A 23,504-nucleotide genomic window follows, 5' to 3' on the forward strand; every position below is an offset into this window, starting at 1 on the left:
CTGTCAAAGGTTAATCTAATAAAGAAGGCGTTCATTCGGAGCTGTCCCGTGGGGACTAAAGCTCCGAATGAACGCCTTTTTCGTCTTTTCGGCTAGCTAATGCTTTGCAATAACGGGATTTTCTCCAGTTCATTTTCCGTATCTCGCCTTTTTGCCGCAGTTATTCTCACCCGCTAATTATCATCACACTCCAGCACGACCGTTCATCCGCCGAATATAGCAATCCCTTTTTTCAAATGCGCTCCGAAGTGGTAAACTATTGATATTGTTGTCCATACAGAAAGGCGGAGAACCTATGGTACATACGTTTATCATCGCTCCCGACACATACACAAGCTTCGAGGATGAAGCGGACCTTATTGATCAATGCAAAGCATGGGGCCTGCTATCCGACAAGGCCTTGAAGAGCAAGTCTTATGCTTACAAAGGAAATGGCAAGAACCTAACGTGCACCATCGCCGGATACGTAGATTCCTACACGGCCGTTATCCAATTCGACGATGGACAGCTCCACTGCGTCCATCCTTCTTATTTAAAGGAAATGCAGGCAGCCAGCTATGGTCAGAAATCGTCAGCCGCAACAACGACGAGTGACGAGCAACCCGCTGCGGATGAAGCAGCCGCCGAATTCTCGCAAGCTGTCGAAGCGGAAGCAACGGTCGAGCCAACGCCAGAGCAAGCTGTCCCTGCCGGGCCGGCTGCCGCAGCATTCCCGCCTATCGAGGATATATCCGATGAGCCTAAGCCGAAGGCTAAGGAGAAGACGTCCAAGAGGGCGCCTAAGCTTGAACTCCCGGAAGAGAAAGTCAAGATGACCGCGACGGTCCAGGAATTCACGACCGTGCCGAACAACTTCTCCGATACCGAGGATGAGGTCATTATTTACGAGGCGGTGTCGATCATCGATCCCGCGCTTGAGGTCGGCGTTGCATGGTCCAGCCATAGCAACACGCTTAAGAAGCTGGAGCTTGAGATCGGGGATACGCTCACATTCGAATGCAAGATCGTAGCCAAGAAGCTGACGAAGCATCCTGTTCCTTACAAAATCAACAATCCTGCCAAAATCCAAAAGGTACAAGCCTAAATATCGAATACCGGTCAACGGCTGCGGCAAGGAGATAGATGCGCGATGCGCTCCTCCTTGCCGCTCTAGGCTGCTTCGTGGCGCTATTCTTTACCTTCGGCTGTATTTGGCTTGAAACCGGTCGTTTGGCGTGCACAGATAGATGATGCCTTCGATTATTCCGACAAAGGCGGGAATGAACGTCATGCTGAATATCACGTAGACGATTCCCCAACCGATGCTGCCCAAATAAAATTTATGTACGCCTAAGCCGCCAAACAATATCGCAAGTATACCAGCTAATACTTTATTCTTTTCGGATACGTATGGATTGTATTGCGGCTGGCTATACGATGGCTGGCCCGCCGATTGCTGGGTATACGGCTGTTGAGTATATGGCTGTTGAGTATATGGCTGCGGTTCCGGTTGAGGCTGTGATTGTGAATGGGTCGTCTGCACATCGAAACTCCATTTAATGACGAATCCATCTTGGCTCGCAGTCGTCTGAACGGATTGCGAAGATTGACCACCCTGACCTTCCTCGAAAAATTGCTTAATCTCTCTTTCTACTTCTTCGTTTGTTGCAGCCACCTGTGTGCCGCAATACGCGCAAGCGTCTTGCCCCTGCTCAATCGGCGCCCCGCATGAGTTGCATTTAGTTGTACTCATTCTTCGCTCTCCTCTTTACAATTTCAGCCATTGGTTACCCTCATTGTATAGCAAATACGGATAGACTGAATAGTATTCGCATGAACAAATAAGCCTGCTCGCGGAATGAATCTCCCGTAAGCAGGCTTATTTTAAAATGGACTAATATAGTTTGCCGGAGAACGGCATCACATTCGGCTGGTTGGGTTGGTTCGGATGGTTTGCTTGATGCATCTGATTGGCTTGATGCATTTGGTTCGCCTGGTGCATCTGATGCATTTGATTCGCTTGGCCTTGCAGCATCTGATTAGCCATTGGCGCATCCGCTGCGCTCTCGATGTATGTCTTCTGACAACCCATATGAGAGATGCGAGGGATATGAACTTCCGTACCCGCTTGAAGACTTTGGCCGGCAAGATGAGGGTTCGCTTCGTCCAAAATCACTTTAGGAATATTGTACATGTGGGCGATCTTATCCATCGAGTCTCCCGCTTGCACCTGATGCTGAGCGACGAACATATCATTGTCGATAATAGTGCCGTCCTCACGGAAGAACGGGAAGAAGAACGGCGAGAAGAAGAAGAACGGGAACAATGCACGACCAGGGAAGAACGGATGGGGGAAAGGACGGAAAGGTCTGCGGAATCCTCCGCCGAATCCACCGCCGAAACCGCCAGGAACAAAACCACGATCCATGAATGAAACCTCCAATATTCGGTATAGTCATCTGTCTATATAACATATGGGCGTTTGCTCATGGTGTGCTCCTTGTGCTTGAAAATGGGCTTGTTTGGTTCGTCTCCCCTATCCGGCCGGTTAAAGCTTCTGCTCGAGAACGCCGCGCGTGATCTTGGTAACGAACCGCCTTGGAAATAAGCGAGGCGCTTGCGCCAGCAGCCAGTTCTGAAAGCCAGGTATTACGAACGTCTTGCTTCGCATCAAAGCACGGTAACCAATCTCGGCTACTTTATCGGGCGTCATAGTCGCCTCCTGCTTCGCTATCTTCTGATTCTCCATCTTCGCCCGCCGGAAAAAATCCGTTCCCGTTGCTCCCGGACATAACGCGGTGACGCTTACTCCCGTTCCTTGCAGCTCGCTTGCGACAGCTTCCGTTAGAGACAGTACGAACGCCTTGGAAGCCGAGTAATTGGCGCTTAACGGACAGGCGTAAAACGAAGTCGTCGATCCAACGTTAAGAATGCGGCCGCTGCCTCGCTGCACCATATCCGGCAGGAACAGCATCATGAGATGCGAAAGCGAGTGGACATTAAGCTGAATCATAGCAAGCTCAGAGTGGACGTCCATTTCGTAAAGCTTGCCGAACGACCCTATACCTGCATTGTTAATAAGAACGTCAACCGCAATCTGTTGCAACCTGAGCTCCTTGTATAACTGTTCAGGACCGCCGCTGTCCGCCAAATCTACAGCAACGCTTATGGTCTCTACCCCATACTTTCTCTCAAGCTGCTCGGCAAGCTCGCTTAATTTCCCCTCGTTGCGCGATGCGAGAATTACGCGATAACCTTTCCTTGCGAACAGCTCGGCGAATGCTTTGCCAATTCCGCTGGACGCTCCTGTAATAAGCACGGTTAACATCATTAAATGACCTCCATTATTTTTATATAATAACCAAATAATTAAGTAACTAATTATTTGGTTATTTAAGAGGTGAAAAAGCTCCGTTTGCAGAAAGTTCAGCGAAAACAGCTCGCATGCAAGCAGCGTAACGGCTGCACTTCCCGTCAAGTGTGTTGCTTAGCTGCTCGCTGCTCTACTGCTCGGCTGCCTCTGTCTTACGCACGATAATTTGCTCTGTCGTGCTCAGAAACGCCTTCAGTTGCACAACGGATGCTTCAATATCCAAGCAGTAGTATATTTCGGTCGCTACCTTGTTCGACGAGATGAGCTTCGCTTGGCGCAATATTTTCAAATGATGGGATATGGCTGACCTGGACATTGGCGATCGCTCGACGATTTGGGCGACGTTCAACGAATCATGTTTCGTAAGCATCATAATGATGTCCTGCCGAATCGGGTCGGCGAGAGCAAGAAAAATCGGGCTGCATTCCCTAAGCTGCTGATGTACGATGTTCTCTAACTGTGCTGTATCGGTAAATTCCATTCTGTCTTCTCTCCATATCGATCGTATAACCAAATAATTAGTTATTTAATCGTAATATAACCGCAATCCAATTAAAAGTCAACATATGGAATTTTTTCTTCATATCGATTACAATCACTTTGCCATTACAAAAGCGAGGAGTGAATTCGTATTGCTAAAAGCGGTTCTGTTCGATCTCGACCTCACCTTGCTCGACCGCGATGCTTCCGTTAAGCAATTTGTCAGCCATCAATATGATCGGTACTTTGCAGCTCTGCAGCATATACCAAAGGAAGCTTACATAGAAGCTTTCATTGAACGGGATGCGGGAGGTTATGTCTGGAAGGACGTTGTCTACGCACAGCTAACGAGCCAGTTCAATATAGTAGATATCACGCCGACGGAGCTGCTGGAGGATTATGTTACGCAGTTTCACCAAAGCTGCATCCCTTACCCCGGTCTCACGACAATGCTGGATACGCTCAAAAAAGAAGGATACTCGCTTGGGCTTATCACGAATGCTATCGGTGATTTCCAGCATCGCAATATACAAGCTATTGGAATCGAGCCTTACTTTGATGCTATATTGATCTCAGGTTGGGAAGGAATTAAGAAGCCCCACCCGGATATTTTCCTGCGGGCGCTGGACCGGCTTGGCGTAAGGCCCGAACATAGCGTCTATATTGGCGACCATCCGCAGAACGATGTTGAAGCCGCTCGCTTGGCAGGCATGAAGAGCATCTGGAAGAGCCATTCCCGCTGGGAACAGCCCGCGCAAATGGACGGCATTGTTCATGATTTGCTCGATATACCCGTACTTATATCCCGTCTTTCCGATTGACGTCCCCTGAAAGGAGTCCAGTTCCAATGGATTTTCAGACCGCTTATACGACTTACCATTCCTTGCTGCAAGCGATCGCTTACCGCATGACCGGCTCTTTGGCCGATGCCGAGGACCTCGTGCAGGACGTATTCATCGAGTACAGCAAGCTTCATACGAACGATATCACACATCCGAAAGCTTACTTAGCCCGCATGACGACGAATCGCTGCATCAACTATATGCAATCCGCCCGGATTAGACGCGAGCAATATGTCGGCACATGGCTGCCGGAGCCTCTCGTCAGCTTCCACACGGGAGGCAGCGATGATCCCTCCGATCTCTACGATCATACGGAGACCGTATCCTACGCCCTGCTCGTCATGCTGGAGCAATTGTCTGCTGTTGAGAGAGCCGTATTCATCCTTCGCGGTTCATTCGATTTCGATTATAGCGAGATTGCCGATATACTTGGCAAATCGGAAGCCAACTGCCGCAAAATATTTAGCCGCGCTAATGATAAGCTGCATCAACAATCGCCTGTTCTCCCGGATAACACGGCACAGGCAGTACCGCTTGCGACCGCGTTCCTCGCTGCTGCGCGAGGCGGAAGCGTCGATGCCCTCGTCAGCCTGCTCGCCGATGACGCGCTGCTCACATCCGACGGCGGCGGCAAAGTGCGCGCCGCGATATTCACGATTATCGGCAGAGAACGCGTGCATGCCTTCCTCGAAGGTGTCGCAGCAAAAGGTTTCTTCGGGGAATCGCAAAGCATGGCGCTTATTAATGGGCAGCCGGGCATCGTCTTCTATCGGGACGGCCGTCCTCTTAAGGCCATAAGCTTCAAGCTTGATGCTGCCGGGAAGCGGATTGAACATCTCTATATCGTGCTCAATCCGGATAAATTACAACGAATTGGGTAACCTGTCACAAAAGGAGCTCCTGCATTGTCTTATTAGTGAGACAGTCAAAAAATAACCGGTGCGGAGCCGGAGAGGAGCTTATACGATGGAACAAAGAATGAATTTAGCTGGTGAAATTCCAGCAGGATACAAAGCAATGAGCGGCCTTGAAGCTTATATACAATCGACAGGCATCGAGAAATCTTTATTGGAGCTAATCAAGATCAGAGCGTCGCAAGTTAACGGTTGTGCCTTCTGTATCGATATGCATACAAAGGATGCCCGCAAGGCAGGCGAAACGGAGCAACGCATCTACATGCTGAACGCTTGGCGTGAAGCACCCTTTTACAGCGACGCGGAGCGTGCGGTGCTTGCGCTGACCGAAGCAGTTACGCTCGTGACGCAAGGACATGTACCAGACGAGGTGTATGCGGAAGCTGCACGCCACTTCGATACGAAGCGTCTTAGCGAGATCATCATGGCAATTGTTACGATCAACGCTTGGAACCGCATCGCGATCTCTACTCGCATGCTGCCGCAATAAGCATTTCATTGCGTCAGCAATACGATCAAGGCTTGACCCCGAACACTTTACAGCCTACTATAGTCAGAGGCATACCGCGATCATGTATTGCGGTATGTCTCTTTTCTACATAATTAGGAGGTGACCTCATGATTCAAGTCAAAGAATTCATCGATACCGATGCCGTGTTCGCCGAGAAACGCGCCAATGAATTTCTAGCCGAGCTGCGTGACGATCAAGTCGTTAATATTTGCTACGGTTCCATGATTAAGACAGCTACGTCCGGCAATGCGTACCAACGCAGCACGATTCTGATCGTGTACAAGAAAGACGCAGAATAATGATGCGCCCAGTGTAAATAAAGGTGTTCGTATGAGCAATTCGCATACAAACACCTTTTTTCGATTTCCTGCTTTATTTCACTCCAAGCCGCAGCCGATAGCTGAACAGCACGTCAAGCTCCTGTCCGGCAAAATACCGCTCGGCCACCTCGCGGAACTCCGCCAGCTCCTCGTCCAGCGCATTCGAGCCTTGCTTCTGGACGACTCGAACGCCGCCTTGGCTAAGCGCAATGCCTACGTATCGATCCGCATCGCAGCGCTCCATGTTGTGGAAGACGATCTCCCGCGCATACTTAAACTTACCGCTCGCCCGAATGCGTCCCAAGTGCTGCTCTTTGTCTACCTTCACTGCCCGTTCCTGCTCTGGAATCAGCTCGGCGATAACGGTTTCCGACTTCGCGATCAGCCGCTCGTATGCCGCTTCGACCTCCCAGTGAATGACAGGCGGCCAATCGCAGTCATACGCCGCGAACACGCCTCCGTCCTTCAACACGCGCGCCACCTCATTCAGCGTCCCTACCGGCTCCATCCAGTGAAAAGATTGCGAGCAGGTCACGATATCGATACTTTCATCAGCGAGCTCCAACTGATCCGAATACCCTTTTACGAACGAGATAGGCTCTAACTTATCCGAGTCCGCAGACAATGCCAGCTTGCTGCTCGCCTTGCCCCGCATGTCGTCGTTCGGCTCAACGCCGACAATCCTGTCAGCATGTCCCTTCCATATGAACGTGGACAAGCCCGTACCGCAGCCGAGATCGGCAATCGCATAAGGCCTTCTACCGAGATAAGCAGTCAGCAGTTCGACAACCTTCTGCGGCGCCTCCGGGCGATAACGGTTGTAGTCGTCCTCGAAGCCCGAGAACCGGTTGACGTTATTTTGGATAATCGAATTTGAATGCATGGCTAACAGCACCTCCGTCTCTAATTCTTCACCCTTATTATGGATATCCATTGCCTTGTTTGCAATAGTCCGATCATGCGAATGAACCCGCCATCTCGGCGGGTTCATTCCCATCTATTCTACAGAAGCATTCTGTCCTGCCTCCGCATATTGTGGTTGCGGTACACGTACACAGCCGTGCCGATTCTTGCTACGACGGCCGGCTCCGCCCGATCCGCAAGGACCGATTCTCGGCTTCTCGACGGCAGCGTCATCAAGTAATTGAAGTCAGGATGGTTGACCAAGTCGGATAAGAATGCCGACTTGGTGCTGCCCGGATTGCGCGTGCCGTTAAGCGCCTCGATCATATCCGCCGCAGATTCAATGCCTACGCCGTGACCGAAGTATTGATCGTCGGCCAGCTTGATAACATTTTCTCCTTGCCATTCAGGCCGATCGTTGTCATGATCAGGATTCTCGAAGTAGAGGATGTCGCCCGGATAAGCTTCCACGTAGCTGTAAAGCGTAATTAACCGCAAATCGGTGTCGTACGTCCAGTCGTACAGCAGCAAGTCGCGGAAATGGCGGTTGAACGTAGCCTCGCCGAGCGTTTCGAGCATCGCCTTGTACAACAGAATGACGATGGCCGTCGCGCATTCGAAAGCATACAGCTCGCCGTTAGCATATATATCTCTAATGCCGTCAGAAGGAAGAACGCCCGGCCTTAGCTTGAAGCCGCCAGCCTCCGTTCGGTCCCATAGCCGCTCGTTGCACCTTGATTTTTTGAATACAGCAAAGCTCGCTCCGCTATCGTTCAAATCTTTGGCTGCCTGCACAATATTAGACCGCAAATCAAGCTCGAACTTCAGCGCTTGAAGCGATGGATACCGATACTCCTCAGGACTGCGCTCTTTCTGACGCACGATGCTTCTCTGCAGCTCCGTAAGCGGCAGCTGGTTAATCTGCCCTGCATTGCTGCCCGAAATATTTATCACTGTCATACCTCCATATATCCGCATTCGTGTATAGGTTATTGTACGTGAGGTGAGCGCTTTTGGTGAGGCGCAAGGTGAAACGGCTACCGCCGTCCTTTGGCGGTGATGCGTCTGCGTCTGCTATAACGATCATGAAACTGTCACAGACAAGAAGGCCGATTTGTCATACGATAAAGCTAATGAAGTGATGAGGAGCGTGATATTCCATGAAAAAAGAACATATCGTCCATTTCAAAATCATTCGCGGAGCTTCATCCGAACGGATGAGAGGGCTTATATTTTTAGAGGAAAATGAACAGCCGACTTCCGAGCATTTCGAGCAATGTCTGAAACAATGCGGCTTCGAGGTTCGCCTTGCGAACAAGGAGCAATTCATCTATAAGCCGGTTGATCCGAGCGAGGACTACACGATTGATGTACTTGAGAATTACGGCAAACAAAACGGCGACCTGCAAAGCGATCATTTGGCCAGAAGCTTCATGAAGCCTAACCGGCCCATCTAATAAACAGCTCATAAAATGGCGGAAATAATGGAAAGCTACCTTTGTCCGTATATCTATTGAACAAAGGTTGGATTGTATGTCGGTAAATAGAAAGCTGAAGCTCGCGCTCATCGGCCTAAGCGTGCTGCTCTGTTCGTCCTCGCAGGCATCTTATGCTTCTCCCTTGATTAAAAAGGACCGCAGCTATTTTGAGAAGAAGGGCGATATGATCTGGGAGGTGCAAACCGATCAGAAAGTAATCGCCTTAACATTCGATGATGGGCCGGATCCGATCGAGACGAATGCCATATTAGACTTGCTGAATCGTTATGGGGCGAGAAGCACCTTTTTCGTGATTGGGAAGCGCGTCAAACAGTTTCCGGAAGTCGTGCAAAGGGTCATCGGCGAAGGACATGAGGTGGCTAATCATACATACAGCCATGTGTTCTTTCACCTGCCTTCTTCGAAGCGGATCGTTCGCGAGGAGATCGAGCGCACAGAACAAGCGATAATCGAAGCCTCCGGCCGAAGAACCTATCTGTTCCGTCCGCCCGGCGGCATCTATGACGAGACCATTATCCAAGTTTCGAATGAAATGGGGCTTGTCCCGATTATGTGGTCCTGGCATCAGGACACGGAGGATTGGAACCGGCCCGGTGTTCGGCATATCATTAATAAGGTGCTGAACAATGTCCGGAATGGCGACATTATTTTGTTCCATGACCATGTGGAAGGTAAGACGCAGACGGTCGCTGCGCTGGAAGTCATTTTGCCGGAGCTGCAGAAGCGCGGCTACAAAATGGTGCCCGTCTCCGAGCTCCTTCGCTCGGCCATGCCGATGACGGGCCGTCAGGAAAGCGGCAACCGCTAGTCGGTTAGCTAACGAGCCACGGCCAAGGTGCCCCATCTGGGACAGCCTTGGCCGTGGCTCGTTCTATATGGCATCCGAGCTCCAAACCTGCTGCTTCTACCCCTAGCTGCGACAATAGCGAAAATTCCTTTCGCTATTCCACGCACACTCGCCGTTTCTGAGCAAATAGCGTAGCATCTTTGCGCTATTTCGCGGCATCCGAGCTCCAAACCTGCTGCTTCTACCCCTGGCTGCGACAATAGCGAAAATTCCTTTCGCTATTCCACACACACTCGCCGTTTCTGAACAAATAGCGTAATCTTTTTGCGCTATTAGCCCCTTACCGCGCATACAAGCATGCTTATGGCTATAACTCCTCGAACTTGAGCGCCTGCTCGAGATCGTTCAACAAATCTTCGGCATCCTCGATGCCGACCGATATACGGACGAGCCCGTCTGTGATGCCGAGCGCTTCGCGGCGCTCCTTCGGAATCGAGGCATGCGTCATCTTAGCCGGCACCGAGATGAGGCTTTCCACCGCGCCTAGGCTTTCGGCCAGCGTGAAGTACTTGAGTCGCCCAAGCAACGCCGCTGCCCTCGCCTCGCTCCCCACATCGAAAGAAATAATACCTCCGAAGCCGCGCGCCTGCCTCAAAGCCAGCTCATGCTGCGGATGACACTCCAGTCCTGGGTAATAGACAGCGCCCACAACCTCGGGATGACCGTCCAAGTACGAAGCAAGCTTCCTCGCATTATGCTCATGAGCTTCCATTCGCAGCCCCAGCGTCTTCAGTCCGCGAATAAGCAGCCAGCTATCCTGCGGACCAAGCACGCCGCCTGTAGCGTTCTGTATAAAGTGCAGCCTTTCAGCCAGCTCCCCGCCCTTCACTACGGCCAGACCCGCAACGACATCGCTATGCCCGCCCAAATATTTGGTCGCGGAATGGACGACGATGTCCGCACCTAGCGTTATCGGCGTCTGCCAGTATGGTGTGCCGAACGTATTGTCGACGATAAGCAGCAGCCCCGCAGCCTTTGACCATTGCGCCAGCTCGGCGATGTCCGACACCTTGAGTAGCGGATTGGTCGGCGTTTCGACGAACAATGCCTTCGTATTCGGTCTTAGCGCAGCGGCCAGCTCGCCGTAATCGGTCGTGTCCACGAACGTCGACTCGATGCCGAGCCGCTCCAGTACCTTCGTCGCGATACGATACGTGCCTCCGTACACATCATCCGTAATCAAGATGTGATCGCCAGAGCGCAGCAGTCCGAATACCGCATGAATAGCCGCCATTCCCGATGCGAAGGCAAATCCCGCAGTCCCCTCCTCCAGATCGGCGATCAGCACCTCCAATGCATGACGCGTCGGATTGCCCGTACGCGAATATTCATATCCCTTATGAACGCCGACGCTATCTTGCTTATACGTGCTGACCTGGTAGATCGGCACGCTTACCGCGCCCGTATGCGGATCGATCGGCTTGCCGCCATGTATGAGCTTCGTCCTCGGTTTCATGTTATGCGCCCCCGCCGTATATGTTTTTGCTCAAGTAACGTTCGCTGCTGTCCGGAAACACGGTCACTATCCGGCTCCCTGCCTTCGCCCCCGCGGCCTCGTCCAGCGCCGCATGAAGTACTGCGCCTGACGAGCTGCCGACAAGCAATCCCTCCAGCAGCGCCAGCTCCTTCACTCTCGCGAAGGCGTCGTCATCCGTCACCGTATGAATCGCATCAAAGTATCCGGGATCCATGAATGGTGCGAGCTTCTCGACGCCGATCCCCTCCGTCCGATGCGAACCTGCCGTCCCTCCTGCAAGAATCGAGCCCTCCGGCTCTACAATAACCGTCTTGATCCGCGAATCCTGCTCCTTCAAAAAGCGCGCCGTCCCCATAAACGTGCCGCCCGTTCCCGCTCCCGCGACGAATATATCGATTGCTCCCTCCATATCGCGCCAAAGCTCCGGTCCAAGCGTCCGATAATAGGTTAACGGGTTATCCTCATTCGTGAACTGTCCCGGCATATAAGCGTCAGGCAAAGTCGCCGCCAGTTCCTCCGCCTTGCGAACCGCGCCGATCATTCCTTCAGAGGTCGGCGTATGCACGATCTCGCCGCCAAGCGCCCGCATCAGCTGCTGCTTCTCGATACTGAACTTCTCCGGTACAACGAACACCGTCCGGATCCCCCGCCGCACCGCAGCAAGCGCCAAGCCAATGCCCGTGTTGCCGGCCGTCGGCTCGATAATTGTCCCGCCAGTCTTCAGCCTGCCGCTCGCAAGCGCCCGCTCCAATAAGCTCAATCCAAGCCGATCCTTCACGCTGCCGCCCGGATTCATAAACTCCAGCTTCGCATACAACTCCACGCCCTTTGGCAGCTTCCATCCCGTCACCTGCACCAAAGGAGTGTTGCCGATCAGCTCGTGCACGCTTCTATACAACACCATGCGTCACTCCCCCTCTCAGCTTCCGACCGACTTGACCTTGACCGCTTCCATCAGCCATACATAACGATTCAACGAATGGAACGAGACATAAAACCCATGAGCCTCGAACAAACTTTCAAGCACATTTAATGTCGTATAATATTCGGTCCGTAAATCGTTCAGCAGCTCCATATACCCCGCTGCCTCCGCGGCCGTTTCAATGCTATGCCTTGCAGCCTCGTCCTGAAATGCCGTATCCGCAAAAACAATTTTGCCGCCGTCGCCGAGCCAAGCCGCATATTGCGCGATTGCCAGCCCCTTCTCCTCATCCGTCAGATGATGGAACGCATACGTACTAACAATCGTATCGATCGGCTCTTCGATAGCCGGATAGTGGATGAAATCTCCCTCAAGCAGCGTTGCGGTCAACTCACGTTTGCCGAATTGCGCACGCATCCCAGCAGACGGCTCAATACCGTATACGCGCAGCCCTTTGGCGAGCAGCTTCTCTGTCAGATTGCCCGTACCGACACCAAACTCGACGACCGTTCCGCTTGCGCGAACAGCTACCGCATTCAAAATATCATCGTATCTATCGAACACTTCCTTATACTGCTCATCATGCCCCGTTACCGTTTGATCGTAATGCTCCGACCACTCGTCGAACAGCTTATTAAATTCGGTTCCCACTCCGCATCCGCCCTCTCTGGTCCGAACTATGAAAACCAACCTCGTTCATAAGATTAATTGTATATATCGTTAACATATGAGCGTCGAAAGGCCAAGGTGTAAGCGGAAGCAAGCCGATCGCGGTTTTGTGCGGATGCCTACAAACAGCGACCGTCTAGGACTCCAAAGTAAAGAGCATCCACTCTGCAGTGAATGCCCTTTTGATTTAAATATGTCACTAGACTTGGTGCCATCCTCTTAATTTGTGTCATCCTTCAACAGTAAATAACTGTACCTGCTCTGGGTTTTTCTGATTTCATCGTTTAAATCCTCATACCATGGAGTTAGAATTAATTGCCGCTATTTTACCGCTGTATGCGTTTCGGTTCGAATATAAAATATATATCACTTCTGTACAATATTTCTTCATTTTTGAAAATGATAAAGGAGCTGCCGCGGCAGCTACTTTATCATTATTATTGAGTCTCTTCTTGAAGTAACGTACACCTGTTAACTCAAATATTCATCATTCAATCGATCACGAACTTCAGTTAATGCAAAGCCAAGTAAATTCTTACCTTGCCATAACAATGGATTATTTACGTCGGGATGATCTTTTGAAAGTCCAATTCCCCATATCCGATCAACTGGGCTAGCTTCTACAAAAATCCTATTTTTACTACTCTTCATAAAGTTCAAAAGTTCCGCGTTTTGTCCGAACTTGGCTAGGTTTCCTTGCAGCACGAAATCATAACAACGACTTTCCCAAATCTCTACATCAAAACCTTTCACCGCACGTCCGTAATTTTTCATTTCTTTCGGGTGCTTCGCCTTCATTATTGCCTCAAGCATTTCTTCGTCATCAAAAAGTCTTGCCTTTTCAGCCATCATATACTGCTCTGCGCAGCTGTATTGCTCCCCTTCTACTCTAAATGGGCTGTCCCACCATTGGCTTAAACAACTAGCACTTATATTGCCATCTTTCATAGGTGTATGGCCCCAGAAGAAAAGAAACTTAATTTTCTCCCCGGTCTCATAAGCATGTTGTAGATCTTTAAGTGAATAGTACATAAAACCTCCTCGTCATCTACCCAAACAAGTAATTGATGAAACTAGCTGTTTCATTACTTAATGAACTATCTTTTATGGAGGTCTTTTTTTAGATAGTAATGAATGTGCCTACCAGCGTTTTGTATTGTTCCAAACAGTTCAAAGCCTTGTTCCTTGTAAAAATCTAACGCTTGAAAGCTTAAGGTATCTAACTTTATAAAATCACAGTTTTTATCTTTCGCAATTTGTTCAGCTTCCGAGAGGAGCTTCTTCCCATATCCTAAGTTTTGAAAGGAGTCATCGACAAAAAGATACTGTACCTCTAACCAATTCCAGCATATTTCCCCCACTAGCCCACCGTAAACATTCCCATTGAGGTCTTGTAAATACAGGTTAACGACTTGATACCTTCCTTTCAAATCGTCTGGGAAATGCCTCATATTGTACTCAATCATTTTGTTTATGACATATGACTTGGCACTATCATTGGTCTCATTCTTTATTTGCAATTCCATGTGTGCACAACTCCTGTTCAATTCGAGGTATAGCTTAGTATAACATTCGCACCCATAATTTGGGGTTGTAGAGAACTTTTTATAATCAAGCTATCCTCTGATAGCTCTATTACGCAAATCTGCCCGTTAATGTGGAAAAGGCAGCCGATCATTGAGATCGGCTGCCTCCGTGTATCTTATATTCAACTAACGTTCCTCGTTAAACCTGTTGGGCTTCGATCAAAAGCAACTCGTAAGTGGCAACGACGCCTCCTTGGATGCCGTGCTTATCCTCGTACTCCTTATACATGTCGGTAAACAGGCGTCGAGAGCTTAGTCCACTGATCGTGGCGGCTTCAGAAGCACTTGCGCCCATCGCTTTAACCGAATGAAGGAAATCTCTTGGGGAAATGTACGTTTCCTTATGAATGTCCTGCTTACACTGGATAGTTGAAAACCCTGCTTCCCTAAGTATGTTATTCCACTGAGCAGCTGATAGGAACGATAGTCCGTGCCGTTGCGGCTCGATTCCGTTAGCACAATAAACGCCATCAAAAGCCTGATGAAGCTCGTGGAACGTATCCGGACCGAATGTCGTGAACACCAGTAAGCCGCCGGTGCGAAGAATCCGCCGAATGTGTTTTAGCGTTTGCCACGGATGACTTAGCCATTGGAAGCAGGCATTGGAAACGATAAGGTCGAAGGAATCCGTCGGAGCTTCAGAAGCCCACGTCTCCACATCAGCATGAAGAAAGCGCGTATTTGAATTGACACGTTGTTCAGCAACTGTGATCATCGCGGGCGCAATGTCTAGTGCAGTAATAGATGCAGAGGGCCACTGGTTCACCAAAATCTCGGTAAGATTACCTGTGCCGCAGCCAATTTCAAGTATGTTAAGTTCGTCCGCATGACATTTACTTTTCCAACCTGGGAGTGATTTTGCAAGCCGGTCTGCCATCGAACGTTGTATATCGGCGTGAATGTCATACGATCCCTCTGCGCTGCGATTAAATTGACGCCGAATTGCGGTAATCCGACTGTTCATGCCACCATCTCCTGAATTGTTCAACAATCTCTTCTTCCCTTCCCAAAAACGGAGCATGCCCGCAAAAAGGTATTGTATGGAGCACGGCGTGAGGCAATGATGATGCAAGCTCCGACGCGGCGCCATGAGGACATATTTTATCCTCAGTCCCATGCGCAAGAAAAACCGGACAATCGATTTGTTTAAGTTGAGACAGGAGTTCGTTGCCGCGCAATATCTGAAGGCCCGCGATTAGCGCCGAGATCGTCCAAGAGCAGCTAGGTGGAAGGCTCTTGTCCAGCCCTGCCTCTAATTCGGCATCCGTAAACAGCATTTGTCGAAATTTTGTTTCTACCGCCTCGCGGTCCTTCGTAACACCTGCAATCATCTGTCTAACATACACATCTGCCCAGCCGCGATCAGCCTCTTCTTTCGGACGAGTAAATCGAGCCGTCGCCGCAAATAACACAAGGCCATCAGCCAGACCATTGGCCGCGAGTCTTAGCGCCAATAAACCGCCCAGCGACCAGCCTCCGATTAATAAAGGGCCACATAACCCCTTTGAAGAACGTAGACTCTCTGCCGCCAATTCAGTCTGAAGCAGCATACTCTCCGGAGTATTTGCATCGCTATAGTCAACGGTTGCATGGTGAAAGTCTGGCAACAACTCGCGCAGCCTATCGAAAACCGAGTCCTGTATGCTCCATCCGGTCAGCCATAAGACGGTGCCCATGTTGTACCGTGCGTTCATGGACGCAGCACCCCCATTTGAAGTCCGATGGTGCTGATGCAGTCGGCTGCATCGATTAGTTCTCTATCCGAATGCGTTGCCGATAATGAAAAGCGAATTCGCGCTGTACCTTCAGGGACAGTCGGCGGGCGAATTGCAACCGCAGCGATCCCTTCCTTTTCAAGCGCGCTGCTGAAACGTAATGCGGTATCGTTATCGCCAACGATTAACGGTACGATTGGAGAGTCACCGTCACCAATATTGAAACCCGCGTTGCAAAGCGAGCTGCGAAATAATCTGCTTGCCTCGGATAATCTTTCTCGGCGCCAGTGATCCGCCTTTACCAACTCTAACGCCTTTGAAATACCGGCTACGAGAGAAGGCGGCAACGCAGTTGAATAAATGAGCGGTCTTGCTTTGTTCAACAACCACCGAATCAATGTGCGGCTGCCGCAAATATAAGCTCCGTAAACGCCGAATGATTTACTGAACGTACCCATATGAATATCAACAGCATCTTTCAGTCCGAGCTCATGACACAATCCCTCGCCGTGCCTTCCGTAAATCCCCCCGCTGTGCGCCTCGTCCACCATGAGCATCGCTCCGTACTCGCGTTTGAGAGCGACGAGTTCGTGCAAGCGCGCTTGGTTGCCATCCATAGAGAAGACAGCGTCAGTAACGATCAACTTTCGCCGATTATCGCGATACTTATTCAACAATGTCCGCAAATGCTCCATGTCGTTATGACGGTACCGAGCATGCTCCGAGCGACTGAGTACGACGCCGTCCACGATGCTTGCATGATTCAACTGATCGCTGAAAACGACATCTCCTCGGCTAACAAGCGCGCCAATAACACCGGAATTAGCCATATAGCCGTTCGCGATAACTAGTCCGGCCTCGCAGTTCTGCCATTCGGCCAGCGATTCTTCAAGTCTTCCGTAGGGCAACCGGTTGCCTGTGACAAGGCGCGAAGCGCCGGATCCGACTCCTTCGGTTAACAAGGCTTCCCTCATCGCTTCGATGATGGCGGGATGGTCGGCGAGTCCAAGATAGTTATTGGAAGAAAGGTTGAGCAGCACTCTTCCTTCTCGCAACGTGTACCCGGGCGATTCGGAGACGATACTGTGTTCACGCAATGAACGCTCCAATGAGGCTTCCGCCAATGCTTCGAGTTCTTTTTCCATCCATTTCATGGTGTCACCGCCTTATAGGGCGTTCAATTCAATCTCGAATCCTAAATCTTCGATGATTTGATGATCAGATGATACTTCTTGTCCTGCAGTCGTTAAATAATCGCCTACAAAAAGTGAATTTGCGGCGAATAAGGACAAAGGCTGAAGCGTACGGAGGTTCACTTCGCGACCGCCCGCTACGCGAATTTCTTTAGACGGACAAATGAAGCGAAACAGGGCAAGCACCTTTAGCCCTTTCATCGACGGAGTTCGGCCTGCATGTTCCAAAGGCGTTCCCGGTATCGCGTTCAAGAAATTGATCGGAATCGAATCCGCATCGAGCTCGCGGAGCGCATAGGCCATTTCTACGATTTCTTGATTGGTCTCGCCCATGCCGATAATAACGCCGGAGCAGGGAGACATGCCGTGCGTCTTAACCTTCTCTACGGTTTCCACGCGTTGATCATAAGTATGGGTCGTCGTTATGGAGGAGTAGTTGGCTTTGCTCGTATTCAAGTTGTGGTTATACCGATGAACGCCGGCTTCGGCAAGCCGTTTGGCTTGATCGTCCTTCAGAATGCCCAGACATGCGCAAATTTTTAGCGGCATCGTTTCGCGAATTTCTCTAACCGCATCAACTACTTGATTAAGCTCCTTGTCTGTCGGACCTTTACCCGCCGCTACAATGCAATAGGTTCCGGCCTTGCGTGCCATCGCTTCGCGCGCTCCGTCAAGCAGCGTCTCCTTATCGAGCAAGGTGTATTTTTTGACGGGCGCCGTCGAAACGATAGATTGCGAACAATAGCCGCAGTCCTCGGGACAAAGGCCGCTTTTGGCGTTGATGATCATGTTCAGCTTCACTTTTTTGCCGTAAAAATGTTTTCTCACCGTAAACGCGGCATTCATGATAAGCAGCACTTCGTCATTGTCGGCTTCGAGCACGGCGAGTCCTTCCTCTAACGTTAGACGTCCCCCGCTCAATGCTTTCTCGGCAAGAGATTGCCACTCCATTACTGCAATCTTAGTTCCCAACTTATTCATCCTCCCATGGACTCAGGTAGCAATCGCGTCTCTAATAGGCGCGAGTTGTATTGTTTTTCGTAAGGTATGTACCAACGTTTCTGAATTCGCATCGGCATGCAAACGGGGAAACCGGCCAAGGACCTTAAGTCCGCCGTAACGTTCGATGAGCTCCGCATTCGAAGCGATACTTGGATCGTCAACCGGCTCCGTTAACTTAATGTCATTCATTATGACGCCTATGATCGGAACTCCGCGTTGCCTAAGATAGGACGCCGTCAGAAGCGTGTGGTTAATCGTGCCAAGACAGGAACGGGCTACGATCAGAGCAGGCATCCGAAGTTCCGAAATAAAGTCAGCCATGAGGGCGTCATCGGTCAACGGTACCGCGACACCGCCGGCGCCTTCGACGATCAGCGCCTCGTAACGATTAACGAGCGGCGCGCCAGCCTCGATAAGCTCCTTTAGCGTAAGTGTAACCCCAGACTGCTTGGCGGCGAGCATCGGTGTTACAGGAGATTCGAATGTAAATGGTGCCACTGCTTCAGGCCGTTCATCGATTCCCGTGAGCTGCACCAGTTTTTCAGCATCGGTCATTCCGCTGCCAATTCGCGCACCCGATTGAACCGGCTTCCAGACACCAACATTCAACCCTTCGGCTCTAAGCACGGCCGCGATGGCAGCCGTAACCATCGTCTTTCCAACCCCAGTGTCCGTTCCTGTCACAAATAAACCGTTTATCGTTTCGGCGTTCGCTTTGTTCATGTAACCGATGCTCCCTCGGTAACGCTTATTATCGAGTCAGCCAAAATATCTGTCATTTCATCCAGCTCAGCTTCAGTACTGGCAAGCGGAGGAATGAAAACAATCACATTGCCTAGCGGCCTCGTTAGCATTCCGAGTTCTCTGGCTCGCAGACTTGCGCGAACGCCGATCCGTTCTGCCCAATCATAGGGCTCTCGCGAAACCTTATCTCGAACGAGCTCGATACCGATCATCAGTCCCTTTTGCCGGATTTCGCCGACATGCGGGCGATCTTTAAGCGGTTCGAGCTTATGCTCAACGAATGATGCCTTCGCTCTTACCCCTTCAACCAGCTTGCGCTCTTCGAATAGCTTCAAACTAGCCAAAGCAACGGCACAACCAAGCGGGTTACCCGTGAAGGAATGGCCGTGGAAAAATGTCTTCTGTTCTTCGTAATCGGCATAAAACGCGTTGTACACTTCATCCGTCGCAAGCGTCGCCGCCACAGGCAAATAGCCTCCGGTTAGTCCTTTCCCGATCACCATCAAATCCGGAGACACGCCTTCGAGATCGCATGCGAACATAGCGCCCGTCCGACCGAAACCGGTCGCCACCTCGTCGGCGATAAGCAGGACGCCATGCTTGCGGCAAAGCGCAGCCATCTCGCGCAAACAGTTCGGCGGCATGACGATAATGCCGCCGGCGCCTTGCACGATCGGCTCCACGATGAGGGCCGCAATCTCCTCTGCCCGCGTCTCGAGCAGATGACTAAGCGCCGTTAGCGTAGCCTCCAATGCTTTCGTCTCACCGCCCTGATGGCGATAAGCGTAGGGATATGGGATGACGTGCGAAGGAAATAACAGGGGGCGGAACACATCGTGATAGAGAGGAATCGCGCCAACGCTTACCGCGCCGATTGTATCTCCGTGGTACGCTTGATTCATCGTAATAAACGACTTTTTACCTCGTATCCCTTGGTTATGCCAGTATTGAAAAGCCATTTTGATCGCGATCTCGACTCCGGTTGCTCCCGAATCCGAATAAAAGACTTTGTTTAATCCTTTCGGAGCGATCCCCGCCAGCTTCTCTGCAAGCTCGATTGCGGGCACGTTAGCCATTCCGAGAAGGGTTGAATGGGCGACGCGTCCTAACTGATCCGTGATCGCCTGATTTAGCTCCGGCACGTTGTGACCATGTACGTTGAGCCAAACGGATGAGAAACCGTCATAATAGGCGCGTCCTTGGACGTCATACAGCTTGATTCCCTCACCCCGTTCGATAATAAGGGGATCGGAGTTATTGTAGTCTTTCATCTGAGTGAAAGGATGCCATAAGTGTTCCTTATTCAGGGTAGATAGTCGTTCTAAATCCGTTATCACAAATGATCACCATCCAATAGTTGATTAATTGTTAACCTAAATCTATTATATTTTGGTTAACAATTAATGTAGCCATATTATCAGATAGAAACGGCACTGTAAAGCACTTGCAAATACAAGAAGGCTGCCGTTATATGCCGGCAGCCTCGTTTTGGCGGATCACGTATCCGCTATTCTTTTAATCAAATATCGATAATCTAGTGTTTATTCAGACTCAAAATACGCATGTTTCATACCTTGATCAAACATAAAAACAGCGGCAGACTTGGACTCCATTTAGAGTCTCAGACTACCGCTGTTTTCAATCTTACAATTCCGTCGTCTTAATGGTTGTGCCGAGTGTTGTTAATCGATACAAACCGACAACAACGGGATTAGCCTGCACCAATCCTTCTCGCAAAAGGCTTTGGAGTGAAGGGTTGATGTCGGTTGGATTCCCCGATTCTTTCGGAAGCTGGCCAGCAATCTGGGCCGGTGACTGCCACTCCGTGGTTAGCGTCAATAATATCGATTGTTGCAGTGGAGTCAAGTTCACGTTTTGTTCCTCCATCATTCATCTTTAATAAAACGCAATGCGTTTCCATAGTGTTTCATGAATCGTTTATAATCCGTCGCTTCCTTCAAAGCAATGACAGTCGGATAAGCATTTACTTTGCGTTGTTTGAGCGATGCTAACATTTCTTTCTGTTCGATGCAATGAAATTTGCCCTCCTCATACTGAATAAGAAGCGGCGGCAAAGCAGCGGCATGTTCATCTGCTTCATCTGCTTCATCTGCACAGTCCTTCCCTAGCTCTATTCCGTCAAGCTGGATGAGACGCAAGGGAAACTTCACGACGCCAAAGCAGAGATACTCTTGTTGTAACCAATGGTCGGAACGAGGTGCAGCTTTTCTCGAGAATAGCTGATAACATTGAATCCATTCCTCAAGCATCCCTATCTCCGCATATTTCACGGCTGACTGAACAGTTGGAGCATAGGTCAGCTGTCTGTCGTTTTTCTTCGAATAGATGATTTTCTTCATGGAATCCAACGATAAGAAATATTCGTCGGCAAGCTCCGATACCGTCATCCCTTTGGCATACTTATTACGGATCATCATATTGCGTCTCTGCAATTGATTCCGGTAGCCGGACATTTCGCCCCAAGCCCTTTTTTCCTCACCAGTAGGAATATAAAGCAGCATCCCGGCCGCGTATTTCTGAATTTCTTTCAATAGCTTCTCGGGTAAGATATCGCCGGCATTTTCATATTTCATGTCATCACCATCTATAGGGCGTAAATTCGATTCTTCAGCTCACTGATTGATTTCATAATAGACTCGCATGATTCCGTGTCATCAATCGAGGCATGCCACCGCAGAACATCGATGCCCTTATAGTAAGCCATACACAAATATCTTTCTTTAAAATCCGGGATGACGATATTCCTTTTGCTGCAATAGGCGACCAGCAATTCCGGTATGTTTAAGTAAGGTTTATTCAAATCCATAATTGCAAAATCCAAAAGGAAATCGCAAATGCCGGATCTGCTCCAATCGGGAAATCCAACCGTTGTCTTGCCGTCGGTAATCATATTTTCGAAAAACGTATTATTGTTTACCAAATAACGGTTTCCTTCGCAATACTCAATTCTGTCGTTCATTTCCTTCATGTACGCTTCGACAAAATCACGATCCAAAATCGTCGTATCGAATAGTTCCTTCCAATTAAACCAGTAGCCTTCTTTATCCTCGGCAAAGTTGCCGATTAAATAATCTCTGCAGGTGCTGTACTCCGTCTTACAGTCCTCGTCAAACTCACCGTAACCCGCCACCCCTGCTATATCCGAAGCACTAATTTCAAATATTTTATCAAAAAACAACTCGTAGCAATCCGTGAACTGATCCGGGCTTAATAGATCGGCGACAAACCCGTTCGGCGTCATGCTTACCCGATCAGAAAGCATGGACTTAATGATATGGTCATTACTCATGTCTCTATCTCCTTTACACCTGCTAATGGTAAACTCATCAGTTGCGCACCTGATATGTGGTAATAATACCATCGGCCATGTACCCGGATATAGGCAATGAATAGGTTTAATCAACTTTACACTCACAGTAACAATTAAGCGTTCATCGTGACGTAATCGCGCCAACGACCGGATGAGGGACATACGTCTCTTCCATCGACGCAATTTCTTCAGAGGTCAACGTTATAGAAAGAGCTCCTACCGCTTCTTCGAGATGGGACATTTTCGTAGCGCCGAAGATCGGAGCGGTTACCGGTTCTTTTTGCAGCAACCAGGCAAGCGCGATTTGAGCCCGTGGAACGCCGCGTTTTTCCGCGATTGCCGCAACCCGCTCAATAATAGAGAGGTCTGCACTGGCTGTAGCGTCATATTTCATTTTCTGGGCTTGATCGGTTTCGGAACGATAAGTGGTTTCGGACCATTCGCGTGCGAGCCTTCCGGATGCAAGCGGGCTATAAGGAATGACGCCGATCTTCTCTTCCTTGCAAAGCGGCATCATCTCCCTCTCTTCTTCACGGTATATGAGGTTAAGGTGATTTTGCATCGATACGAATCGCGTCCACCCGTTTCTCTCGGCAACATGCAATGCCTTTTGGAACTGCCATGCGAACATTGCTGAAGCGCCTATGTATCTTGCTTTCCCTGCCTTCACAACGTCATGCAGCGCTTCCATCGTTTCTTCGATTGGCGTATCGTAGTCCCAGCGATGGATCTGATACAGATCCACATAATCCGTACCCAGTCTCTTAAGGCTCTTATCGATTTCGCTCATGATTGCCTTTCGGGAAAGTCCAGCACCATTGGGACCCTGATGCATACGGAAATGAACCTTAGTCGCGAGAACAATTTCATCTCGATTGGCGTACTCCTTTAATGCCCGGCCAACGATTTCTTCGCTCGTTCCGTCTGAATATACGTTCGCCGTATCAAAAAAATTGATCCCCAGCTCCAAAGCTCTTTTTATAAAAGGACGGCTGTTCTCTTCATTAAGTATCCAAGGGTGGGTCCAACGCTCCGCTACACCAAAGCTCATACAGCCAAGACAAAGCCGAGATACATCCAGGCCTGTATTTCCAAGTTTCATATAATCCATTTCATTGTTCCTCACCTTCATAATCGTTTTGGTTTTCCAACTACTATAGTTTACTCCTTGGAGTTAACTCCAAGTCAAGCGATATG

At 49.9% G+C, this 23,504-nt stretch carries 28 protein-coding genes; 7 read left to right on the top strand and 21 right to left on the bottom strand.

The features are described 5' to 3' along the window. Positions 1-295: 295 nt before the first annotated feature. Positions 296-1,084: a hypothetical protein gene (locus V8F51_RS23000; RefSeq protein ID WP_337102844.1), complete on the top strand. Its 789-nt coding sequence runs from the start codon at positions 296-298 to the stop codon at positions 1,082-1,084. Between the two features lie 90 nt (positions 1,085-1,174). Here V8F51_RS23000 and V8F51_RS23005 read toward each other — a convergent pair whose 3' ends face one another. The 4 genes from V8F51_RS23005 to V8F51_RS23020 all read right to left on the bottom strand — a co-directional run bounded on the left by V8F51_RS23005 (position 1,175) and on the right by V8F51_RS23020 (position 3,833). Further along, positions 1,175-1,732, bottom strand: coding sequence for a TM2 domain-containing protein (locus V8F51_RS23005; protein ID WP_337102845.1), 558 nt, complete (start codon positions 1,730-1,732; stop codon positions 1,175-1,177). 141 nt (positions 1,733-1,873) lie between these two features. Next, positions 1,874-2,407 carry a LysM peptidoglycan-binding domain-containing protein gene (locus V8F51_RS23010; RefSeq protein WP_337102846.1) on the bottom strand — a complete coding sequence of 178 codons (534 nt, stop codon included), beginning with the start codon at positions 2,405-2,407 and terminating at the stop codon, positions 1,874-1,876. A gap of 120 nt (positions 2,408-2,527) precedes the next feature. After that, positions 2,528-3,310, bottom strand: coding sequence for an SDR family NAD(P)-dependent oxidoreductase (locus tag V8F51_RS23015; RefSeq protein ID WP_337102847.1), 783 nt, complete (start codon positions 3,308-3,310; stop codon positions 2,528-2,530). A gap of 172 nt (positions 3,311-3,482) precedes the next feature. Further along, positions 3,483-3,833 carry an ArsR/SmtB family transcription factor gene (locus V8F51_RS23020; protein WP_337102848.1) on the bottom strand — a complete coding sequence of 117 codons (351 nt, stop codon included), beginning with the start codon at positions 3,831-3,833 and terminating at the stop codon, positions 3,483-3,485. Positions 3,834-3,918: 85 nt separating this feature from the next. Between V8F51_RS23020 and V8F51_RS23025 the strand changes: the two genes are divergently transcribed. The 4 genes from V8F51_RS23025 (at position 3,919) to V8F51_RS23040 (ending at position 6,398) form a co-directional block, all read left to right on the top strand. Then, entirely contained in the window at positions 3,919-4,653 is a 735-nt protein-coding gene (locus V8F51_RS23025; RefSeq protein ID WP_337102849.1) for an HAD family hydrolase, read from the top strand. 26 nt (positions 4,654-4,679) lie between these two features. Continuing rightward, positions 4,680-5,555: an RNA polymerase sigma-70 factor gene (locus V8F51_RS23030; RefSeq protein ID WP_337102850.1), complete on the top strand. Its 876-nt coding sequence runs from the start codon at positions 4,680-4,682 to the stop codon at positions 5,553-5,555. An 85-nt stretch (positions 5,556-5,640) separates the two neighbouring features. Then, positions 5,641-6,078, top strand: coding sequence for a carboxymuconolactone decarboxylase family protein (locus tag V8F51_RS23035; protein ID WP_337102851.1), 438 nt, complete (start codon positions 5,641-5,643; stop codon positions 6,076-6,078). 128 nt (positions 6,079-6,206) lie between these two features. Then, positions 6,207-6,398: a sporulation protein Cse60 gene (locus tag V8F51_RS23040; protein ID WP_337102852.1), complete on the top strand. Its 192-nt coding sequence runs from the start codon at positions 6,207-6,209 to the stop codon at positions 6,396-6,398. Between the two features lie 73 nt (positions 6,399-6,471). Here the strand turns inward: V8F51_RS23040 and V8F51_RS23045 are convergent, their stop codons facing one another. Next, the gene (locus tag V8F51_RS23045; protein WP_337102930.1) at positions 6,472-7,302 is read right to left on the bottom strand and encodes a class I SAM-dependent methyltransferase; all 831 of its coding nucleotides are present in this window, start codon (positions 7,300-7,302) and stop codon (positions 6,472-6,474) included. Between the two features lie 119 nt (positions 7,303-7,421). After that, positions 7,422-8,282: a protein-glutamine gamma-glutamyltransferase gene (locus tag V8F51_RS23050; RefSeq protein ID WP_442956475.1), complete on the bottom strand. Its 861-nt coding sequence runs from the start codon at positions 8,280-8,282 to the stop codon at positions 7,422-7,424. Between the two features lie 200 nt (positions 8,283-8,482). Between V8F51_RS23050 and V8F51_RS23055 the strand changes: the two genes are divergently transcribed. Continuing rightward, positions 8,483-8,779, top strand: coding sequence for a hypothetical protein (locus V8F51_RS23055; RefSeq protein ID WP_337102854.1), 297 nt, complete (start codon positions 8,483-8,485; stop codon positions 8,777-8,779). 76 nt (positions 8,780-8,855) lie between these two features. Continuing rightward, positions 8,856-9,629, top strand: a complete 774-nt coding sequence (locus V8F51_RS23060) for a polysaccharide deacetylase family protein (protein WP_337102855.1) — start codon at positions 8,856-8,858, stop codon at positions 9,627-9,629. 346 nt (positions 9,630-9,975) lie between these two features. On the opposite strand, the gene V8F51_RS23065 is transcribed toward V8F51_RS23060, so the two are convergent. From V8F51_RS23065 to V8F51_RS23135, 15 genes are all read right to left on the bottom strand, one after another. Next, positions 9,976-11,124 (bottom strand): bifunctional cystathionine gamma-lyase/homocysteine desulfhydrase, encoded by a 1,149-nt coding sequence (locus V8F51_RS23065; protein WP_337102856.1) that lies wholly within the window; start codon positions 11,122-11,124, stop codon positions 9,976-9,978. Position 11,125: 1 nt separating this feature from the next. Then, entirely contained in the window at positions 11,126-12,049 is a 924-nt protein-coding gene (locus V8F51_RS23070; protein WP_337102857.1) for a PLP-dependent cysteine synthase family protein, read from the bottom strand. 15 nt (positions 12,050-12,064) lie between these two features. Further along, a complete protein-coding gene (locus V8F51_RS23075) occupies positions 12,065-12,718 on the bottom strand; it encodes a class I SAM-dependent DNA methyltransferase (protein WP_337102858.1) in 654 nt (217 codons plus the stop codon). A 489-nt stretch (positions 12,719-13,207) separates the two neighbouring features. After that, positions 13,208-13,768: an NADAR family protein gene (locus V8F51_RS23080; protein ID WP_337102859.1), complete on the bottom strand. Its 561-nt coding sequence runs from the start codon at positions 13,766-13,768 to the stop codon at positions 13,208-13,210. A 65-nt stretch (positions 13,769-13,833) separates the two neighbouring features. After that, positions 13,834-14,262 carry a GNAT family N-acetyltransferase gene (locus V8F51_RS23085; RefSeq protein WP_337102860.1) on the bottom strand — a complete coding sequence of 143 codons (429 nt, stop codon included), beginning with the start codon at positions 14,260-14,262 and terminating at the stop codon, positions 13,834-13,836. Between the two features lie 199 nt (positions 14,263-14,461). After that, entirely contained in the window at positions 14,462-15,286 is an 825-nt protein-coding gene (gene bioC / locus V8F51_RS23090) for a malonyl-ACP O-methyltransferase BioC (protein ID WP_337102861.1), read from the bottom strand. Further along, on the bottom strand, positions 15,249-16,016 hold the full coding sequence (locus V8F51_RS23095; protein ID WP_337102862.1) for an alpha/beta hydrolase: 768 nt from the start codon (positions 16,014-16,016) through the stop codon (positions 15,249-15,251). Before V8F51_RS23095 ends, bioC begins: the two co-directional genes overlap by 38 nt. Next, positions 16,013-17,191, bottom strand: coding sequence for an 8-amino-7-oxononanoate synthase (gene bioF, locus V8F51_RS23100; protein WP_337102863.1), 1,179 nt, complete (start codon positions 17,189-17,191; stop codon positions 16,013-16,015). Before bioF ends, V8F51_RS23095 begins: the two co-directional genes overlap by 4 nt. A 12-nt stretch (positions 17,192-17,203) precedes the next feature. Beyond that, positions 17,204-18,181: a biotin synthase BioB gene (gene bioB, locus V8F51_RS23105; protein WP_337102931.1), complete on the bottom strand. Its 978-nt coding sequence runs from the start codon at positions 18,179-18,181 to the stop codon at positions 17,204-17,206. A gap of 42 nt (positions 18,182-18,223) precedes the next feature. Then, entirely contained in the window at positions 18,224-18,955 is a 732-nt protein-coding gene (gene bioD / locus V8F51_RS23110) for a dethiobiotin synthase (protein ID WP_337102864.1), read from the bottom strand. Further along, positions 18,952-20,313 (bottom strand): adenosylmethionine--8-amino-7-oxononanoate transaminase, encoded by a 1,362-nt coding sequence (bioA, locus tag V8F51_RS23115; RefSeq protein ID WP_337102865.1) that lies wholly within the window; start codon positions 20,311-20,313, stop codon positions 18,952-18,954. Before bioA ends, bioD begins: the two co-directional genes overlap by 4 nt. 307 nt (positions 20,314-20,620) lie before the next feature. Further along, positions 20,621-20,848, bottom strand: coding sequence for a hypothetical protein (locus tag V8F51_RS23120; protein WP_337102866.1), 228 nt, complete (start codon positions 20,846-20,848; stop codon positions 20,621-20,623). A 14-nt stretch (positions 20,849-20,862) separates the two neighbouring features. After that, complete coding sequence (locus V8F51_RS23125; RefSeq protein ID WP_337102867.1) at positions 20,863-21,570, bottom strand: CD3324 family protein; 708 nt, start codon at positions 21,568-21,570, stop codon at positions 20,863-20,865. Between the two features lie 11 nt (positions 21,571-21,581). Beyond that, positions 21,582-22,286, bottom strand: a complete 705-nt coding sequence (locus V8F51_RS23130; RefSeq protein WP_337102868.1) for a hypothetical protein — start codon at positions 22,284-22,286, stop codon at positions 21,582-21,584. Between the two features lie 142 nt (positions 22,287-22,428). Beyond that, positions 22,429-23,418, bottom strand: a complete 990-nt coding sequence (locus tag V8F51_RS23135) for an aldo/keto reductase (protein WP_337102869.1) — start codon at positions 23,416-23,418, stop codon at positions 22,429-22,431. Positions 23,419-23,504 lie beyond the last annotated feature (86 nt).

The organism is Paenibacillus sp. YIM B09110 (genome assembly GCF_037167145.1).
Lineage (GTDB): Bacteria > Bacillota > Bacilli > Paenibacillales > Paenibacillaceae > Pristimantibacillus.

What these genes read in the sequence shown, in the direction of transcription:
- V8F51_RS23050 (WP_442956475.1), bottom strand. Translation starts at nt 8,282, where the DNA reads ATGACAGTGATAAATATTTCGGGCAGCAATGCAGGGCAGATTAACCAG.
- V8F51_RS23095 (WP_337102862.1), bottom strand. Translation starts at nt 16,016, where the DNA reads ATGAACGCACGGTACAACATGGGCACCGTCTTATGGCTGACCGGATGG.
- V8F51_RS23080 (WP_337102859.1), bottom strand. Translation starts at nt 13,768, where the DNA reads ATGTACTATTCACTTAAAGATCTACAACATGCTTATGAGACCGGGGAG.
- bioF (WP_337102863.1), bottom strand. Translation starts at nt 17,191, where the DNA reads ATGAAATGGATGGAAAAAGAACTCGAAGCATTGGCGGAAGCCTCATTG.
- V8F51_RS23015 (WP_337102847.1), bottom strand. Translation starts at nt 3,310, where the DNA reads ATGATGTTAACCGTGCTTATTACAGGAGCGTCCAGCGGAATTGGCAAA.
- V8F51_RS23025 (WP_337102849.1), top strand. Translation starts at nt 3,919, where the DNA reads ATGGAATTTTTTCTTCATATCGATTACAATCACTTTGCCATTACAAAA.
- bioB (WP_337102931.1), bottom strand. Translation starts at nt 18,181, where the DNA reads ATGGAGTGGCAATCTCTTGCCGAGAAAGCATTGAGCGGGGGACGTCTA.
- V8F51_RS23035 (WP_337102851.1), top strand. Translation starts at nt 5,641, where the DNA reads ATGGAACAAAGAATGAATTTAGCTGGTGAAATTCCAGCAGGATACAAA.
- bioC (WP_337102861.1), bottom strand. Translation starts at nt 15,286, where the DNA reads ATGAACAGTCGGATTACCGCAATTCGGCGTCAATTTAATCGCAGCGCA.
- V8F51_RS23060 (WP_337102855.1), top strand. Translation starts at nt 8,856, where the DNA reads ATGTCGGTAAATAGAAAGCTGAAGCTCGCGCTCATCGGCCTAAGCGTG.
- V8F51_RS23070 (WP_337102857.1), bottom strand. Translation starts at nt 12,049, where the DNA reads ATGGTGTTGTATAGAAGCGTGCACGAGCTGATCGGCAACACTCCTTTG.
- V8F51_RS23125 (WP_337102867.1), bottom strand. Translation starts at nt 21,570, where the DNA reads ATGAAATATGAAAATGCCGGCGATATCTTACCCGAGAAGCTATTGAAA.
- V8F51_RS23085 (WP_337102860.1), bottom strand. Translation starts at nt 14,262, where the DNA reads ATGGAATTGCAAATAAAGAATGAGACCAATGATAGTGCCAAGTCATAT.
- V8F51_RS23010 (WP_337102846.1), bottom strand. Translation starts at nt 2,407, where the DNA reads ATGGATCGTGGTTTTGTTCCTGGCGGTTTCGGCGGTGGATTCGGCGGA.
- V8F51_RS23040 (WP_337102852.1), top strand. Translation starts at nt 6,207, where the DNA reads ATGATTCAAGTCAAAGAATTCATCGATACCGATGCCGTGTTCGCCGAG.
- V8F51_RS23030 (WP_337102850.1), top strand. Translation starts at nt 4,680, where the DNA reads ATGGATTTTCAGACCGCTTATACGACTTACCATTCCTTGCTGCAAGCG.
- V8F51_RS23055 (WP_337102854.1), top strand. Translation starts at nt 8,483, where the DNA reads ATGAAAAAAGAACATATCGTCCATTTCAAAATCATTCGCGGAGCTTCA.
- V8F51_RS23065 (WP_337102856.1), bottom strand. Translation starts at nt 11,124, where the DNA reads ATGAAACCGAGGACGAAGCTCATACATGGCGGCAAGCCGATCGATCCG.
- V8F51_RS23020 (WP_337102848.1), bottom strand. Translation starts at nt 3,833, where the DNA reads ATGGAATTTACCGATACAGCACAGTTAGAGAACATCGTACATCAGCAG.
- bioD (WP_337102864.1), bottom strand. Translation starts at nt 18,955, where the DNA reads ATGAACAAAGCGAACGCCGAAACGATAAACGGTTTATTTGTGACAGGA.
- V8F51_RS23135 (WP_337102869.1), bottom strand. Translation starts at nt 23,418, where the DNA reads ATGGATTATATGAAACTTGGAAATACAGGCCTGGATGTATCTCGGCTT.
- V8F51_RS23045 (WP_337102930.1), bottom strand. Translation starts at nt 7,302, where the DNA reads ATGCATTCAAATTCGATTATCCAAAATAACGTCAACCGGTTCTCGGGC.
- V8F51_RS23005 (WP_337102845.1), bottom strand. Translation starts at nt 1,732, where the DNA reads ATGAGTACAACTAAATGCAACTCATGCGGGGCGCCGATTGAGCAGGGG.
- V8F51_RS23130 (WP_337102868.1), bottom strand. Translation starts at nt 22,286, where the DNA reads ATGAGTAATGACCATATCATTAAGTCCATGCTTTCTGATCGGGTAAGC.
- V8F51_RS23000 (WP_337102844.1), top strand. Translation starts at nt 296, where the DNA reads ATGGTACATACGTTTATCATCGCTCCCGACACATACACAAGCTTCGAG.